The 17400-nt window shown below is 69.5% G+C and carries 14 protein-coding genes; 7 read left to right on the top strand and 7 right to left on the bottom strand.

Going from position 1 to position 17400, the window contains the following annotated elements:
- Nucleotides 1-188: 188 nt before the first annotated feature.
- The gene (locus KNO15_RS15190) at nt 189-875 is read left to right on the top strand and encodes a DsbA family oxidoreductase (protein ID WP_241704614.1); all 687 of its coding nucleotides are present in this window, start codon (nt 189-191) and stop codon (nt 873-875) included.
- 3 nt (nt 876-878) lie between these two features.
- Nucleotides 879-1568: an SDR family NAD(P)-dependent oxidoreductase gene (locus tag KNO15_RS15195; RefSeq protein ID WP_241704615.1), complete on the top strand. Its 690-nt coding sequence runs from the start codon at nt 879-881 to the stop codon at nt 1566-1568.
- Nucleotides 1569-1576: 8 nt separating this feature from the next.
- Here the strand turns inward: KNO15_RS15195 and KNO15_RS15200 are convergent, their stop codons facing one another.
- The 4 genes from KNO15_RS15200 to KNO15_RS15215 form a co-directional block, all read right to left on the bottom strand.
- Complete coding sequence (locus KNO15_RS15200; protein ID WP_241704616.1) at nt 1577-2029, bottom strand: winged helix-turn-helix transcriptional regulator; 453 nt, start codon at nt 2027-2029, stop codon at nt 1577-1579.
- 138 nt (nt 2030-2167) lie between these two features.
- A complete protein-coding gene (locus KNO15_RS15205; RefSeq protein ID WP_241704617.1) occupies nt 2168-2461 on the bottom strand; it encodes a putative quinol monooxygenase in 294 nt (97 codons plus the stop codon).
- Between the two features lie 231 nt (nt 2462-2692).
- Nucleotides 2693-4225, bottom strand: a complete 1533-nt coding sequence (locus KNO15_RS15210; RefSeq protein WP_241704618.1) for a carboxylesterase/lipase family protein — start codon at nt 4223-4225, stop codon at nt 2693-2695.
- Between the two features lies 1 nt (nt 4226).
- Nucleotides 4227-5513: an MFS transporter gene (locus KNO15_RS15215; RefSeq protein WP_241704619.1), complete on the bottom strand. Its 1287-nt coding sequence runs from the start codon at nt 5511-5513 to the stop codon at nt 4227-4229.
- Between the two features lie 99 nt (nt 5514-5612).
- On the opposite strand from KNO15_RS15215, the gene KNO15_RS15220 reads away from it, so the two are divergent.
- On the top strand, nt 5613-6815 hold the full coding sequence (locus KNO15_RS15220) for an ROK family transcriptional regulator (RefSeq protein ID WP_241704620.1): 1203 nt from the start codon (nt 5613-5615) through the stop codon (nt 6813-6815).
- Between the two features lie 68 nt (nt 6816-6883).
- On the opposite strand, the gene KNO15_RS15225 is transcribed toward KNO15_RS15220, so the two are convergent.
- Nucleotides 6884-8923 carry a hypothetical protein gene (locus KNO15_RS15225; protein WP_241704621.1) on the bottom strand — a complete coding sequence of 680 codons (2040 nt, stop codon included), beginning with the start codon at nt 8921-8923 and terminating at the stop codon, nt 6884-6886.
- 140 nt (nt 8924-9063) lie between these two features.
- Here KNO15_RS15225 and KNO15_RS15230 point away from each other — a divergent pair, with 140 nt between their 5' ends.
- Complete coding sequence (locus KNO15_RS15230; protein ID WP_241704622.1) at nt 9064-11193, top strand: hypothetical protein; 2130 nt, start codon at nt 9064-9066, stop codon at nt 11191-11193.
- A 2-nt stretch (nt 11194-11195) separates the two neighbouring features.
- On the opposite strand, the gene KNO15_RS15235 is transcribed toward KNO15_RS15230, so the two are convergent.
- The gene (locus KNO15_RS15235) at nt 11196-12194 is read right to left on the bottom strand and encodes a DUF4432 family protein (RefSeq protein WP_241704623.1); all 999 of its coding nucleotides are present in this window, start codon (nt 12192-12194) and stop codon (nt 11196-11198) included.
- Entirely contained in the window at nt 12191-14149 is a 1959-nt protein-coding gene (locus KNO15_RS15240) for a PfkB family carbohydrate kinase (RefSeq protein WP_241704624.1), read from the bottom strand. Before KNO15_RS15240 ends, KNO15_RS15235 begins: the two co-directional genes overlap by 4 nt.
- Before the next feature lie 140 nt (nt 14150-14289).
- On the opposite strand from KNO15_RS15240, the gene KNO15_RS15245 reads away from it, so the two are divergent.
- The 3 genes from KNO15_RS15245 to KNO15_RS15255 all read left to right on the top strand — a co-directional run bounded on the left by KNO15_RS15245 (nt 14290) and on the right by KNO15_RS15255 (nt 17397).
- Nucleotides 14290-15132, top strand: coding sequence for a class I fructose-bisphosphate aldolase (locus KNO15_RS15245; RefSeq protein WP_241704625.1), 843 nt, complete (start codon nt 14290-14292; stop codon nt 15130-15132).
- Nucleotides 15129-16283 carry a Gfo/Idh/MocA family protein gene (locus tag KNO15_RS15250; protein ID WP_241704626.1) on the top strand — a complete coding sequence of 385 codons (1155 nt, stop codon included), beginning with the start codon at nt 15129-15131 and terminating at the stop codon, nt 16281-16283. The genes KNO15_RS15245 and KNO15_RS15250 overlap by 4 nt, the downstream gene beginning before the upstream one ends.
- A 130-nt stretch (nt 16284-16413) precedes the next feature.
- A complete protein-coding gene (locus tag KNO15_RS15255) occupies nt 16414-17397 on the top strand; it encodes a LacI family DNA-binding transcriptional regulator (RefSeq protein ID WP_241704627.1) in 984 nt (327 codons plus the stop codon).
- Nucleotides 17398-17400: the final 3 nt, after the last annotated feature.

Here is a 17400-nt window from a genome sequence, read left to right on the forward strand (position 1 = left end):
ACACAAGATCAAATCGCCATTCGCTCCAGAATTAATCCGCTGGAAACGAGCGCGTGTGATCCCCGTTCGAAGGGGAAGGGATGACCGGGCACGCGTCGGGGCCACTGTCGCAAAAGGCACCTCGACGTGCCTTTTGTACGCGTGTCCGTCACGTTCGATGATGTCATCACGCACGATCAGTGAGGTTGATGATGCAACGTGAAGCCCCTCCCACCGCCGATACGACTCCCATAGTCATCGACGTGTGGGCCGACCTGGCATGCCCGTGGTGCTACCTCGGCAAGCACCGCCTGACGCGAGCCGTCCAGAGCAGACCCGACGCCGAACGGTTCACGATCCGGCTGCGATCGTTCGAGCTCAACCCGGACGCTCCGCGGACACCGGAGACGATCGAGCAGGCGTTCATACGGTCGCACGGCGGCGACGCTGCCGTGGTGGTGCAGGCGGAACAACGCATCCAGCGCCTCGCACGGCAGGAAGGACTCCCGTTCGACCTCGACCGTCCCAACGCGAACACGTTCGACTTCCACCGAGTCCTGCACCTCGCCGCGACACTCGGTCGTGCGGACTCGTTCTTCTCCCGTGTCCAGGACGGACTCTTCGCCGGTTCTCTGAACCCGTTCGATGGCGAAGCCCTCGTCGGCGCAGCGGTCGAGGCCGGCCTGCCCGGTGAGGAGGTCCGCCAGGTGCTCGCGTCGGACGACTACTCGGACGCGGTGCGGGCAGACTCCGAGGAGGGGCGGCGACTCGGTGTGACCGGTGTCCCCTTCGTCGTGTTCGATGACAGATTCGCGGCCGCGGGCGCGCAGTCGGAGGCCGGGTATCGCGAAGCGCTCGACCTCGCCGCCCGTCCGGCAGCAAGAGAAGAGGAGTAGTACATGCCCACCATCGCAATCGTCGGCGCCGGCCCCGGCCTCGGTATGGCCATCGCCCGCACGTTCGGGCGGGAAGGGTTCAGCGTCGCGCTGGTCTCCCGCAACCGCGACAAACTCGACAAGCTGGCGGCCGATCTAGAAGCCGAGGGAATCACCGCCACTGGTTTCACCGCGGATGTCACCGACCGACCCAGCCTAACCGCAGCACTGACCGCCGCCACCGAGCACTTCGGCTCCATCGACGTCCTGGAGTACTCACCGGCCGACGCATCGGCCGGTCCTCTGGCACCCGTCGACATCCGCCAGACGACGCCGGAGAACGTGCAACCGCAGATCGAGTACTACCTCTACGGCGGCATGACCGCGGTCGAGGCCGTCCTCCCCGCGATGCTCGACGCCGGGAGCGGCACGATCATCGTCACCACCGGCGCGGGATCCGTGCGGCCGGTGCCGATGTTCGGCAACGTCACCGCCGGCGGTGCGGCGCTGCGCAACTGGGCCCTCAACCTCGGCTCCGCCCTGACGAGCGACGCGACCGGCGTCCACCTGGCCCACGTCGCCATCGGCGTGTGGGTCACCGATGACGCACCCGCGGACAACCATGTCCCGAGCATGTCCCCGTCCGAGATCGCGCCACTCTACTGGGACCTGCACACCACACGCGCCGTCCACGAACTCGTCGTGGAAAGGTAGCGGACCGCTCACTCGGCCGGGCGAGAACCCCCAGCGGCAGACTTCGCCCGGCCGACCCCGATCCGGTCATGCAACGCCCGGTTCGAGGCGACCGCTCCGTGGTTCCCCGCCGCCCACTGCGCCAACTGGAGCACCGCCTCCTGCAGCGACCTCCCGAGATCGGTCAGTTCATACTCCACGCGGGGCGGCATCTCCGCGTACGCCTGCCGCACCAACAGCCCGTCCCGCTCGAGCGCCTTGAGGGTGAGCGTCAGCATCCGCTGCGAGATCCCGGGAATGCTCGCCAGCAGATCGGAATAGCGGAGCGCGCGATCGCCCAGCGTGCTGATCACGAGAACGGTCCACTTGTCACCGATCCGGTCGAGCACCTCACGGATGAAAGCGCTGTCGGCCGGCCAGATCGCGCACGGGCCGACGACCGCCCCGTCCGCCGCCGGCGGTGCGCCCTCATGCTCACTCACTCATCAAGCCTACGCACCGGAGAGGCCCCTGCGGTCAGAGACGTCGGGATGGCCGGCTCAGCGGAGGAGGTCGGCGACGGCCGCGATTCCTGCGCGGATCATGAGGCACGAACAGAGGCGTCGCGACGATCCGCGGAGTCAGAGCGAATCGGCGTCGGTGAACCGTGTCAGCGTGGGCGGCTCAGCCAAGTAGTCGACCAGGCCCGATGCGCCGGGCCCGGCCCGCCAGGCGCGGTAGGCGTCGTCATGCTCGAGGGACTCCCAGCGCTCGACCGCCAGCACGTGTGCGGGATCGGTGACGTCCGTGACGACCCGCACGCCCAGGCAGCCGTCGAATGCGCGCGTGTCCGCGAGGATGTCATGCAGCGCCAGAGGCCCGTCTTCGAGGTGGTCGGCCGCAAAGCGTAGGTCGAGGAGGGAGGTGACAGTCATGCGGGCGACGCTAGCACCTGATGATGCTCCGGCGGCGGCGGCCTACGGTTCGGTCTCGTCGGGCTCCTCGCGTACTCCACGGCGACGCCCCGAGGTGCTTCTGGCGAGCAGCGGTGACGCCGGGCGCCGCCAGCGGTCGAGGCGCTCAAGCAGCCCGGCCGGAAGCACCGTGCCGCTGAGCCGAGACCCAACGGCACGGTGCGACGGCCTCCAGGGCCGCCCCGACAGCGGCTAACGGGCGATCAGGGCGCGCACCGGCGCCGCGATGTCGATGTCGTGGACACCATCGGCGTCACCGCCGAAGCGGTGGGGCGCGTTGCCGGCGGCCCATGCCTCCCAACCGGGGTTTCCGGAGTGGGCGAACGCCGCCCACGCGGCCATCATGTCGCGCGAGACATCGATGCGGCGCGGATCCCGACCGGTGAGCGGGATGCGGTCGACTGTTCCGAACACGTAGGACAGGTCGAGGCTGTGGCACGCGCCCAACAGGCCGCCGAGGACTTCTGTGGTCTGATCGAACTGATACGTCCAGACCTGCTTGCCGTCGCTCGCCAGGCGTTCGACGAGCGCCACGGCCGGGTCGCGGAAGATGCGTTCGCTGATGCGTCGCGACCAGAGCAGGTGCGGAGGCTCCGCGGGATGCTGGGCGGAGAGGCGGCCGTAGAGACGCTCACCCTCCCCGGGCTCGTCCTCGTCGAGGAGCCGGACCGCCTGTGCTGGCGTCAGGCCCGTCGTGTACGTCTCGTCGTCGACGAGCAGCAGCCCGGCCTCGTGCGCAGTCCAACCGATCATGAGCTCCTTTCCGTCGCTCAACTCGGGGTCGGCGAACGGGTCGGCCGGCAGGTGCACCGAGTCGATCGACGGCGCGAAGCCCGGGAGGCTGTCCAGCGCGCCCGCGCCGAAGCGCGCGGCGGCGCCCTGGGCGAGGATCACGGCCTGCGCGTCGAGGAGGGCGTCGACAGGCAGGGTGCGGAGTTCGTCGACCGTCGCGGGTCCGACGAGCAGCGACAGCGCGCGGTCGCGAACCTGCTCGCTCGCGGCGGCGGGCACGGCAGTCGTGAACGGGCCGCTCATCATGACCGCACGCGTGAAGAGGTCCTTCGCGGCGGGCATCCCGTGCAAGGTCGCCACCTTGACGCTGCCGCCGGACTGGCCGCAGACCGTCACGCGTTCCGGGTCGCCGCCGACCTCCCCGATGTTGCGCTGCACCCACTGCAGCGCCGCGACGATGTCGAGCATGCCGGCGTCGGCCGAGTCGGCCAGGCCGCGGTCGCGGAGGTCGAGGAAGCCGAGGATGCCGAGCCGATGGGTGACGGTGACGACCACCATTCCACCCGCCCGGGCGAGGACGTCGCCGTTGAAGGTCATCTCGTTGCCGGACCCGTGGGTGAAGCCGCCGCCGTGCAGCCAGACGAGCACCGGAAGTCCCTCGAGCGAGCGGTCGGACGGCGCCCACACGTTGAGGCGGAGGCAGTCCTCGTCCGTGCTCCCGGCCTCCACGGGCCAGCCGCCGCGGGGGTACAGGAGCGCGAGGGTCCGTGGCCCGTTGGCGGAGGCGTGCGTGCGCGTGTCGACCTGCGGCGCCGAGGGACCGAACGCGAGCGCGTCGCGCACCCCCGACCAGGGCTCGACCGGCTGCGGCGCGCGGAAGCGGTTGGCGCCGCCGGTGCTGGCGCCGTACGGCACTCCGAGGAGGCTCCGTACGTCACCGTCGTCCATCCCGCGTAGGGCGCCGGAGTCGGTGTGGATCTCGAAGTAGGGCATGTCAGCGGACCTTTCTGATCGGGATGATGAAGAACGCGGAGAGCGCGGCGGCGACGGCCGCGAACACGAAGAGCGGCGCGTAGCCGCTGAAGGCGGTGATGACGAGCGCGGCGATGAACGGTCCCGCGATCTGCGGACCGGTGGTCGCGACGTTGAGGAGGCCGAGGTCGCGCGCGTTGTTCTCGGCGCGCGGCAGCACGAGCGTCATGATCGCCTGGTCGACGGCGCTGTAGACGCCGAACGAGAGGCCGGCGACGATCGAGTAGGCGACCATCCCGCCGAACGTCGGGGCGAACACGGGGATCAGGGCACCCGCCGCGACACCGAACGACGAGATGATCACGAAGATCTTGCGCCGGCCGATCCTGTCGGAGAGCGGGCCCGCGATCAGGGTCGTCACGAAGGTCGCGCCCATGTTGATCGTCCCGAGCAGCGCGACGGCGCCCGCGGTGTTGCCGCCTGGCAGGTTCTTCGCCCCGATGTAGTCGGTGAGCGTGTAGAGCTGGTAGGTGGCGATCGTCCAGTAGCCGATCATGATGGCGACCCGTGCCCAGAACGCCCACGAGAAGTCATGGTCGGCGAGGCCGGAGAAGAAGGTCTTGATCGACTGGCGCTCGCGGGTGGTGGCGTCGGCCTCGACCGCGCGGCCCGCCGTCGGGTCCGGGGCGAGGAAGACCAGCAGCAGCGTTCCGACGATCAGGAGTGCGGAGATGACCAGGTAGGCCAGCACCGGCCGGTCGACGAAGAACGGTGCGACGTTGAGGCCGTAGATGACGCCGACCGTGGCGGCGATGCCCATGACGGAGGACGCGAGACCGCGGCGATTCTCGGGCACGCGGTCGGGCATCACCGCTGTGATGACCGCCTGGAAGGCGCTCATCGTGAGCATCACGCCGACGTAGGCCGCCGCGAGCCAGAACAGCTCGGTCATCCCGCCGAGGAGGGCCAGCAGCAGCACGGCGATCACGGCGCTGATGAGCAGCCACGGCGCTCGACGGCCGAAACGGCTCCTGGTCCGGTCGGAGAGCGACCCGAAGACCGGGTTGCCGATCGCAGCGGCGAGCGCGCCGACGGAGGCCAGGACGCCGTACGCGCCGACCTTGCCGCCGTCGTCGATGGCGGCGATCTGGCTCGGCAGGACGATCTGCTGCATCCCCTGGAACACGGCGTACATGCCGGCGTTCGCGAGGAAGAAGGAGCTCAGGAACCGAGCGCCTCCGACGATCTTGGCGGGTGGTGCGTCAGCGGCGGCGGGCGCCGTGGCCGTCGGCTGGATAGGGTCGGACATGGTGACCTCACTGTCAGTGGCATGGCGTGGGAATCACATCGGGTGGTGTGACGCACTATTATTTTCAGAGAACGAAATTAAAAGCAAGAGGGAGCCGGCATGCCCACGACGGAAAGCTCGAGCGAGCTGTCGGATCTGCGTCGCCGCAACCTCCGCCGTGTGGCACACCTGGTTCGGGACAACCCCGGCGTCCACCTGAGCGACGTCTCCGAACGCACCGGCCTGGCGCTCGGCGCTGTGAGCTCCCTCGTCAACGCGCTCGTCGAGGCGGAAGTGATCGACGATGCCGCCGCCTCCGCCGGAGGACGCGGTCGGCCGCGTCGGACGCTTGCGCTCGTCGATCGCGGCGTCGACCTGCTCGCTGCACGCATCACCCGGTCGGCGATCGACGTACGCTCCGCCACGCTCGCCGGCAGGATCGTGAGGTCCGAGTCGCGTACCAGCGCGATCCCGTGGAGTATCGATGCCGCCGCCGCGACTCTGGCAGAACTCGCACGAACCGTGGTCGGCGACCGCCCGCCCGGCTCGCGTCAGCCCAGCATGGTGATCTCCTACCCCGGCGCCGCGATCGGTGACCGCATCGGCGCGAACGAGCTCGATTGGAACCTCCTCCCCCTCCGGCAACTGCTCGCACCGCTTCGCACGGCCGGGTTCCGCCGGGCCAGCGTGGGGAACGACGGAAGCCTCGCCACGCTCGGCGAGAAGCGAGTGGGTGCGGCGCGCGGATACGCGAACGCGGCGGTCGTGCTGCTCGGCCGCGGTCTGGGCGGCAGCGCCATCATCGACGGCAAGCTCCTGCGAGGCAGCAGGAACGCTCCCGGCTTCGGCCACACCCCCGTCGACCCGAGCGGCCCACTCTGCATCTGCGGACTTCACGGCTGTGTCGAGCTCTACGCCTCCCTGCAGTCGATCGCCGCTCGACTCGGCGATGCCGACCGCCTGGCGGGCATGCCCTCGGCCGCCTACTCGGCCGAGCTCGACCAGCGAGCCGCGACCGGAGAGGAGCGGGTGTCGAGCGCTATCGACGACACGCGCACACGGCTCCGCGACTTCAGCGATCTCCTCGGCGCGCTACTCGCGCCGGAGGCGGTGATCCTGACGGGATCGGCATCGCCCCTGGCGAGGCACCTCATCTCCGAGCCGCGCAATCCCGTCGGGCCGGTCATGATCGAAGGCGAACTGGGCGCCGACGCGGCGCTTGTCGGCGCCATGTTCGCTGCGCAGGACGACGCGCTGGACGATCCACTGGCGTTCGCGGGCGACCGGTCGGGTGGCGCGGCAGGGAACGACGCAGCCGAGTAGGTGTAGCCGAGGCTGGATCTGTCTGTGCAGGCGCCCCTGGTGCTCCCCGGCGGCAGATCGCATGCATGTCAGAGGTCGAACGAATACACCGGCGAGAGCCCGTATGTCGCGATCGCGTCCTTGATGAGGACCATCGCCCACAACCCTTCCGCGGTCGACTCCCCTCCCGCGTCAGCCTTGCGTGCGGGAGTCGACGTGGTGCAGGCGCCGCCGGACAGGACGGGGTTCACCGCGATCTGGTCCAGGAACGCCCCGGAGCCGCCAGGGGTGGACGCCGAATCGGCCGACTTCGCCGCCCACATCGGCCACGTGATGTTCGGACTGTTGTCGATCAGCGAGTTGTTCCCGATGAACCAGGAGGCGACCGCTCGTGCCTGCTCCAGGTAACCGTCCCGCCGAGTGATGGCCGTCGTCCGACCCGACTGCTCCCAGGCCTTGGCGAGTTCGACGAGCCCGGCGACGATCGAGGAGTTGTGGTAAACGATCTGCGTATCGTTCGTCTGGAACGTCGCCGCCCAACCGGTGATGCTCGGGATCCGCTCGCGCGTGCGCCGATTGTTGCCCGTGGTGTCGGCGTAGTGGTACGCCTGCATGCCGTAGAAGTTGTCGGCGGAGTAGCTGATGATGTCGAGGAAGCTCCCCAGAGCCGCGTCGGTCTGTCCCAGGTCGCGCTTGAGCCGGTAAGCGCGCGCTAGCGCGTAGATCTGCACTTGGCCCCACGCCTGCCAGTTGCCGCTGGCAGCGTCGTCGATGAAGATGCCGTTCCGCCAGTCGCCCGACGAACCGACGAACTGCGTCGCGATCACGCGATTGATCGCCTGATCGATCTTCGCGTACACAGCGGACTGGGCCGGCGGTCCGTCGTAGCCGTTGGTCGTCGTGGCCAGCGGCGAGTACGTCCCGTAGCCCGCCCCGATCCACCGGATGCGGAAGTACTCGCTCAGCCCGGCGAGGAAGAAGCTCGCCAGCCGGGTGTCGAGGGTACCCATGTCGTATTGGAGGCAGTTCGTGAGGACTCGATTCAGGTGGTTCTCCAGGAACGCCGCGAAGAAGGCGTCGTCGCTGGTGAACACCCCGCCTGGACTGGTCGCCTTGACCTTCTGCATCATCTGGAGGCCCATCGCCAGCGCCCAGAGTTGGCGCGCGTCCTTGGCGCCCAGGTTGTGGGTGCTGGTGGTCCAGTCCTTCTTGATGTTCGTCAGATACGAGGTCGGTCCGCTCGTCGCGTCGGAGTAGAGCGGACCGTTGTAGACCGCCGCCACGTCGCTGCCGCTGGTCGCGACGAGGTCGTCCATGTAGACCGAGTAGGCCGGGTGGGAGACGAAGGGAGGAGCCGGGACGGGAACTCCGCCGCTGGTGATGATCGCGGGGTCGGCGGGATCGCACGCTCCGGGCGCCGACCGCATCCACAGGCTGCGGTCGCCTCCCGGCGCGGTCGGGTACGCCGTCCGGCGGTTGAACTCCGTGCGGTACATGTAGTGCGCGTTCTGGCCTTGCACCGCCGGATCCCACGTGTAGATCGCCGGCGCGTCGAGCCAGGCGAAGTTGTACACCTTGCCCTCCATCGTGGTGAGGTGGCACGTGAACGTCAGGAGCGCTCTGGCCGCCGTGAGCGACGCGGGCGTGCCGTTGCGGAGGTAGTCCGTGGTCAGAGCGATCGCAGCGCGTGCGGCGTCGTCGACGCAGGCCGCACCCTCGGCCATGTCCTGGTACACGTTCCAACCGCTGGTCTCCCAGCCGGACTTCGCGACCGCGTAGAGAGCCAGCGCCTGCATCGGCCACGCCGACACGGCCGCGTAGCCTCCGCTGCCGAGGGCCGCGTCGTAGTACGCGGGCACCGGCCAGGTCACGCCGTGCTGGTCCGGACGTTGGCCGGGACCAGTTCCGGACCCGTAGGTGAAACCCGTCACGTGCCCCGACGCGTCGACCGAGCGCGCGTTCAGGAGCTGCCAATCGAGATGCCCGAAACGGTGCAGGTCGTAGTCGTCGAAGCTGACCGATGTCGTCGCTGCGTACGCGGCGACCGGCCGCTGTGCCGCCACAGCACCGAGTACCGCGACAGATGCGGCCCCCGCGATGAATGTCCGTCGGGTGAATGCGTCGCCCACGTGCGTTCCTCCTCGTTGAGATAACGTTGTTTCATCACTAGCATGAGCGATGCGCGCCGAGAGATCAAGAGGATCTCGAGTCCGCACTCATGGTCATCGCCGGAGTTAAGACAACGTTGTCCAATCCATCGGAGAATGCTATGCACATCACTTCACCTGCCGGAGGCTTCCGAGTCGCGCTCTCCCCGGAAGCCGGAGCGACGATGATCTCGGTCGACGTTTCCACGGCCGCAGGAGACTGGTCGCAATCGACCGTGCCGTCGCCACTGCTCTCCGGAGACGCCTTCGCACTGACGACGCTTTCGGCCACCGCGGAGGAACACGCTGCGGCGCTGAGCGGCGTCGGCACAAACCGGCCCTTCACGTGGCAGCTGACGGTGACCACGGTCGCGGGGTGGCTGGCCTTCGAGCTCGACATCGACTCCGCCGGCTTCGAGATCGGCCACAGCGCACCCCAGCCGGGCATCAGGCTCGATCTTGGAGCGCTCCCGCCCTACGAACGCGGCAACCACTTCTGGTTCACGACGAACGTATCCGGGCCATCGACCTGGAATCGGAGCGCAGGGGGCAACGACTTCCCGGCCGCGTACCACTTCGATCCGTACCGCCGCTGCGAGATCGAGATGTTCGTCGACCTCGGCGCCTCCACCTGGTTCGGCGACGACTCCGCGCTCCGCCTCTACGAGTACGGCTGCGGCGTCATACGGACTTTCCGACCTGAGCCCGCAGCAGAGTTCGGCTTCATCGGCACGGCCCCGGCCCGGCTTCGGTCGTTTCCGGCCGGGCGCCACGTGCTCCGCTGGTACGTCGCTGCCCGCCGACGAGACGATCTCGGCGGCGTCTCGCCCACCGAGCAGGACGCCCTCCGACAGCTGGTCGCGGATTGCCTCCAACTGGTGGACACACCGATCGACGAATGGCGCGGTTCACCCGATGCCTGGGCGACCGCCGCATCGTCTGCCGCTGCCGAGCTCATGACCGACGGCCTGGCGTGGCGCGCAGACGATCTCGGCGAGTATCTGCTCGCCTACGTCGACGCGCGCTCCGACGCGTGGTCCGCCGCCTTCGCCGCCAAGGGCGAGAGCTGGAACGGGGACGGACCCTGCCTCGACGCCGCCCTGTGGCTGCTGCGCCCGCTGCAACGTCTCCGAGCGGCGAGCGCCCGCCCGGAGCTCGGGCCGCTCACCGAGCGGCTCGACGCGTTCGCCGCCCGCGAAGCCGCCCACCCGCGTTCCCGCCTGCTCTCGGGCCGCCACCGTGAGGTGACCGAGATGGGGATGTGGCAGTACGTGTACCTGCTGGCCGACACGTGGTACCTCTACGGTGCGACGGAGCTCCGCGAGCGAATCCTCAGCGAGATCCAGACCGTGCTCATCCCGCTGGCGCACCGCGTCGGATACAACTTCCCGCTCTCGTTCGACAAACGTGGACTGACCAAGCTCGGGCCGGGAGGAAACGCGGGATCGGCGGGCACCTACGCGCTGCTGATGACGAGCCTCGCCGTTTCGGAGACCGAGCCAGGCCGCTATCGCGAGGAGGCTGGACGCGCACTGCGCGCGCTCGCCAATCTGCACATCGACGATGTTCCCCAGGAGGCGGTCCTCGCGCCCCACGCGATGATCGCCGCAGACGAACTCGCGCGCCTGGAGCCCGCCGAGGAGTGGGCGGAACTGCGCGAGTACTTCCTGGCGCAGACTCTTCGCGCCATGTACTGGTACGACGACCCGCAGCCCGTCGACGCCGAGCGCGGCGCTCGATTCAGCATGTTCCAGGCGTGCACGGGCATCGTCTACCCGGCGTTCTTCGAGGATGTGGAGGTGGCGGTGCGCCTCGCGAGCGTTGTGGATCGCGAACGCGACCCGCGCGGACTCCTCCGCGTCCTGGACCGAGCTCGTCGCGTCAACGTCGGATTCCTCCCGGCGTTCGGCCCGGATCGCCACGACTTCGCCCTGCCGCACATCCCGTTCGAGGAGCTGCCGATGCTGGACGGCACTCGCTCGGGCGGGTCCATCGGGCAGGAGATCTACGGTGCCGGCTGGCTGTTCTGGGCGCATCTGCTGTGGGATGCGCTGGCCGCGTCCGACAATCCGCAGATCATGGTGCTGAACGCAGACCCCGACCCCGGCCGCGCAGGATCGCCCGGCCGCTTCGTCGCCTACAACGGCACGGGCTCCGTGCAGGAGGCGACGATCCGGTTCACCGGGGGCGGCGCGGGCGTCGACCTCACGCTCGCTCCCGGGGAGTGGGAATGGCTGTCGGCGCCGGCCTGAGATCAGATCGCCGCGCGCACGGCGACCATCAGCTCGAATGTCCGTACCTCGCCGGGAGCGAGTCCGTCGCCGTCCGTGGGCGCGGCCGCTCCGCCGAAGAGAGGGTGCGACGACGGCTCGACCCCTAGCGCCCACCTCCCTCGCGTAGGGAGGATCCACTGGTGGAGGTACGGCAGGGTGTCCGCTCGCCAGCCCACCTCGATGTCGAGCAGCCCCCCGCTCACCGTGCAGACGCTCCAGCCGTCCTCCGACCGCGCGAGGTCGCTGTGCAGGATCACCGCCTCGCCGATCGCGGGAGCCGGGTCGGGCATCCGACTCCACTCCGGCACCTCGACCACCTGCTCGCGAAACGCATGCCGTGCAGCGTCCACCGAGATACGGGAGCCGGGGAGGACGGCCGGGGCACCGAAGTTGACGTGGTACAGGATTCGGAGGGGCACGGGGACCGCGCCCGTGTTGACGGCACGGTCCTCGATGCGCACGAATCCGTCGCCCGATTCGCGCAGACCGCTCGTGATCGTCCGCTCCAGACGGACGGACGGACCGAACACCGACGCACTCTCGACGTCCGCGCTCAGCCGCACGAGCGATCGGCCGCGCGTCGGCTCGACCCGCACGTGCGAGGCCGGCCGGTGCCCGATGTCGCCGTGGAGAGGATGCCCATCATCAGCGGCTCCGATGTGCAACAGACCGCACGTGGCCACCAGGCCGCCGGTGAACCGGTCGATCCACGCGCTCCCCGCGGGACGGTCGAGGGGTCTGGCGTCGGCGACGGGAGAGACCCACCCGAGCGGGAGGCCGGCGAACTCCGCACGCCCGATGTCGAATCCGCGCGCGGGGAGGACGTCGAAGCGCAGCCCACCCGCCACGGCTGCGTCGAGCACGCGGGCATGGTCGGCCGAGCCAGGAAGCCCGACGCGTTCTACGACGCTCGCGACGGCGTCGTCGTGCGCCAGCAGTCCCTGCGCACGCAGGTCGGCCAGCGAGGCTGCGCCCCTCACTTCGGCGGCCTCGCCGCCAGCACCTCGCCCGTGCCGCGGAGGGAGGGCCGTCGAACGCCGGCCGGGACCAGGACGGTGTCGCCGGAACGCAGCGGGAGGTCGGCGTTGCCGAATGAGGCAAGCGTGACCGTGCCGGCCGTGACGACGAGCACGGCGAAGCCCTCGTCGAGCTCGACTTCGCCGTGAACATCCTGCGCCTCGAGCCGGAAGTAGTCGTCGGCGTCGCTCGGCAGCCCGGTGGCCGCGTCGCCGGCGCGGCGGACCAGGCGCTCCAACTCCCGGGATGCCAGTGCGCTCCGGTCCACCGCGTCCAGTGCCCGGTCGAAGCCCACTCCGAGGTGCCCGTCCCGCTCGCCGTCGATCGCGAAGCCCTGCCATTCGAGGAGGATCGAGAGGTCCTCCGGCTCCTGCACCTCGACCAGCAGGATGCCCTCCCCGATCGCGTGGACGAGTCGCGGCGGCACGAAGACGCGGTCGCCTGCCGCGACGTCGACCGTATGCATCATCCCGAGCAGTGTGCCGGTGTCCTGGGAAGCGACCAACTCGCCCAGTCGCTCGCGGCCGACCTTCTCCGTGAACCCGAGATGCACGCTCCCCCCCTTCAGGATGTGCCAGGCCTCCGCCTTGCCGTGGGCGGCGTCGACGGCCCGATGCGCGAACTCGGCGTCGGGGTGCACATGCGCCGGAAGCCGCTGTCCGGCGTCGAGGAGCTTGACGAGGAGCTTGGGGTCGGCGCCGAACCGCTCTACGTGGCCGTGGCCGAGCCACTCCCGCGGAGCGGACCGGACGGCTTCATCGACCGACCGGCCGTTCGAGAGTACGGCTCGCCCGTGCTCCTCCTGCCCCCGCACGCTCACTGTGGACCCGACCCAGTCCTCCGGCGTGTACTCGGGTGCGTCGGGGAGGCCTCGGAAGGCGGCGATCTGAGCGCCTCCGCGATAGAACCGCGCCGGCGGGCGGTTCGTCTCGAGAACCCACGGGCGATGCGCGTCCGCATCGAAGGCGGTCTCCTCCGCGGGCATGGCGGAGATCTGGGCGGCCGAGCTCGCCGCCGCCGTCTGGAGAGCCAGCGCCGGCCCAGCACCCTGAGACACCGCGTGCAGAAGGCCGGCGGTGGACGCGTCGCCCGCCCCGTTGGTCGTCCGGAGCGTCGTCAGCGGGGTGGCGGGACCGCGGAGCGAGACGTCCGCCCACTCCCCCGCGAGCGGCGCCAGTGCCCGCCCGGCGGTGTGAAGTCGCGACTCTCCGGAGGTTCGCAGGGCGACTCCGAGCGAGCCGCACGAGACCGCGACGACGCCGACACCCCACGAGACGAGCTCGTCGGCGAGCTGCTCGGCGAGGTCGAGGTCGAGCACACGCGGGAGCCCGAACGCGGAGGTGAGGTCGTCGAGGCTCGGCGTGAGGATGTCGATCCCGGGTGCGATGGAGCGCAGCAGCGCGCGCCAGTCCACTGCACCCGCTGCCGAGTCGGGATCGACGACGGCCAGGTCGATCGAGGTCGTCACGCCCGCCGCCTTCGCCGCGGCCAGCAGGGCGGAGAGCGCGGCCCCGCCCTCCGCCACCAGGCGCGGAAGCAGGGAGGGGTACCCGATGTGCAGTAGATCGAGGTCGTCGAGAACGATGTCGGTGCCGTCCACGACTGCGTTGGCGCCGAGGTGATGCCAGAACACGCGGTCGACCCCGGGTTGCTCGATGACGAGGGAGTACGACGTGGCGATCGGCACGACGCGCACGTGCGCGTCGATGAGATCGGAGCCGGTCAGTCCGCGACGTACGACGTCGCCGAGGTCGTCGTCGCCGACGGTCGCATAGACGGTCACCGGGTGACCGAGACGCACCATCGCCCGAGCCGTGTTCGCGACGCAGCCGCCCACGCCGATGGTCAGCGGCCCGACGTCGACGAGACCTCCCGGCTCGACGACGGCGGGCGCTCCCAGGCCAGGACTCAGGTCCACACAGATATGTCCTGCGATCGCAACTCTGCGCACGCGGACTCCTTTCACGATGCGATAGACAACGTTGTTTCTTCGCACTACTCTGTCACATGTCGTGAGCCTCGGGAAAGCCCCGGGCAGGTTGTGAAGGAGTTATCGCAGTGACGCCCTACCGTTTGAACCGGTTGTTCAATCCCCTCTCCGGGCGAGCGCTCGACGTTGCCGTCGACCATGGCTTCTTCGGAGAGTCGAGCTTCATCGACGGCATCGAGAGCATGTCGCACGTGATCGACGTCCTCGTCGGGGCCGCCCCCGATGCCATCCAGCTGACCCTGGGCCAGGCTCGCAAGCTGCAGGCCCGCCCCGGCAAGGACAAGCCTTCGCTGGTCATGCGCACGGATGTCGCCAACGTCTACGGCAATCCCCTCGACTCGCACATCTTCAGCCATCACGTGCCGAACGCGATCGAGGAGGCCGTGCGCCTCGACGCCGTGGCGGTGTGCGTGAACCTCATGCAGCTGCCCGGCCACCCCGAGATCCGCGAGGCGAACATCCGATCGATCATGGCTCTCCGCGAGGAGGCCACCCGCTATGGGATGCCGCTCATGATCGAGCCCCTCGTCATGCAGGACAATTCTCGGGCCGGCGGATACTCGGTCGACGGCGACATCGACAAGATCGTGACGCTCGTCCGCCAGGCGGTCGAGCTCGGGGCCGACCTGATCAAGGCCGACCCCGCCGACGACCTGTCCGCCTACTCCCGCGTGATCGAGGTCGCCGACGGCGTTCCCGTGCTGGTCCGCGGCGGCGGCCGCGTCGACGACCGCACCCTGCTCGAGCGCACCGCACGGGTGCTCGACGCAGGCGCGTCGGGCATCGTGTACGGGCGGAACATCGTCCAGCACACGAACCCCGCAGGAATCACCGCCGCGCTCATGCGGATCCTCCACGAGGGCGCCTCGGTCGACTCGGCCGCCGCGACGCTCGAGGAGGTCGCACGATGACGGCACAGAGGGTGGGGATCGGGATCATCGGCGGCGGCCTGATGGGCCGCGAGATCGCCGCCGCCATCCAACGCTGGCCCGCGCTCGTCGACCACCCGGTGCGGCCGCGTCTGACGGCGGTCTGCGACATCAATCCAGCGGCTCTCGCCTGGTTCGACCAGATCGACTCCGTCACCCAGACCACCACCGATTACGCGGAACTGCTCGCGAACCCGGAGGTGGACGTCGTCTATGTCGCCGTGCGGCACGATCTGCACGAACAGATCTACACGGACGTCATCCGCGCAGGCAAGGACCTCCTCGCCGAGAAGCCCTTCGGGATCGACTCGGCCGCCGCCGCCGCGATCCTCCGCGCGCTCGATGAGCACCCTGAGAGCTTCGTGCGGTGTTCGAGCGAGATGCCGTTCTTCCCCGGCGCGCAGCGCGCGATCGACTACGTGCGCTCTGGTGCGGCCGGGCAGATCATCGAGGTCAGAAGCGCCTTCCTGCATTCCAGCGACCTGGACGAGCACAAGCCGATCAACTGGAAGCGGCAGGCGAAGTACTGCGGCGAGGCGGGCGTCATGAACGATCTCGGCATGCACGCGTGGCACGTCCCGCTCCGGCTGGGCTGGGTGCCTGATTCGCTCACGGCCGCCCTCCAGAACCTCGTGCCGCAGCGGCCCGGCCCCACCGGCGAGCCGGAAGTGTGCGACACGTGGGAGAACGCGACGGTGTGGGGATGGGTCGAGGACGGGACCGGGCGCTTCCCGATTACGGTCGAGACCAAGCGCATCGCTCCCGGCAACAAGAACACGTGGGTGTTCGAGGTGGTTGGCAAGACCGGCGGCGTGCGATTCGCGACCTCCAATCCGAAGCGCGTCGAGATCCTGAGCGTCGGCGAGGTGCCAGGCGTCGGGCGCGAGCAGGGCTGGACGGCCATCGAGGTCGGAAGCCAGTCGGTGTGGCCGACGGTCACCGGCGGCATCTTCGAGACGGGCTTCTCCGACGCCATCCTGCAGATGTGGGCGGTGTACCTGGCCGAGCGCGCCGGCGAGCTGGGCGACCGGTTCGGCGCCGCGACCCCGCTGGAGGCGGCTCGTACCCACCAGCTGTACGACGCCGCACTGGCGGCCGGCGAGAGCAGGACGTGGGCACCGGTGACCCGGTGATGCGGTGACCGCTGAACGTACCGGGCCACCTGCCGGTGCGCCCATAGAATCGGAGTGCGCGGCCCACATGGGCCGCGCACTTCCGACATCGAGCAGGACGGGTGGGGACGGAATGAGCCGGCCGCCGACGATGAACGACGTAGCCCAGGAGGCGGGCGTCGCGCTCAAGACGGTCTCCCGGTACGTCAACGGCGAGACGAACATCAACCCGGAGCTCGCCAAACGCATCCGCGACGCGATCACCCTCCTCGGCTATCGCAGGAACCTCGCCGCCGCGAGCCTGCGTCCCGGCCGTTCGAGCCGGATGATCGGCCTGGTCATCAGCGACCTCGCCAACCCCTACTACTCGACGATCGCGCGCGCGATCGAATCGGCCGCCGCCGCTGCGGGCTACCTCCTCATCACCGCGAGCTCCGAAGAGAGCGGCGAGAACCACGACCGCCTCGTCGATCGCTTCATCGGGCAGCAGGTCGACGGGCTCATCGTCGTTCCGCCCGCCCACCCCGGACGGTCGTGGGCGGATGTCACGCCGCCGGTCCCCCCGCTCGTGGTCATCGACCGTCCCGCCGACGCCACCTGGAGCGATACGATCCTGGCGGACAACGCCGGAGGCGCCAACGCAGCGACCGCCGCGCTGACCGCGACGGGCGCCCGGCGCGTAGCGTTCGTCGGCGACACGCTCGCGCTGTACACGATGTCGGAGCGCCTCCGCGGATACCGCCTGGCGCTCGAGGACGCGGGGATCACGTTCGACGAGAACCTGATCGTCACCGGGGCCCACAGCGCCGACGAGGCCGCGAGCATCGTCTCGCGCCTGCTGCGCGAGCAGCGACCCGACGCGATCTTCGCGGCCAACAACCGTGCGAGCATCGGGTCGGTGCTCGCGTTCCGAGACGCGGGCACGGCCATTCCTCTGATCGGATTCGACGACTTCGAGTCTGCACGCCTCGGCACGCCCGCCGTCTCGGTCGCGACTCCGCGGATCGAGGAGATGGGGCGTCTGGCGGCCGAGCGCCTCCTCGCGCGCATCGATGGCGACACGAGCCCGTCGACGACGACCGTACTGCCGGTCGAGCTCATCCTGCGCGGTTCGGAGGAGGCCACATCGGGCTGACGC

This window comes from Leifsonia shinshuensis, from assembly GCF_022606355.1.
In the GTDB taxonomy this organism is placed as follows: Bacteria; Actinomycetota; Actinomycetes; order Actinomycetales; family Microbacteriaceae; genus Leifsonia; species Leifsonia shinshuensis_B.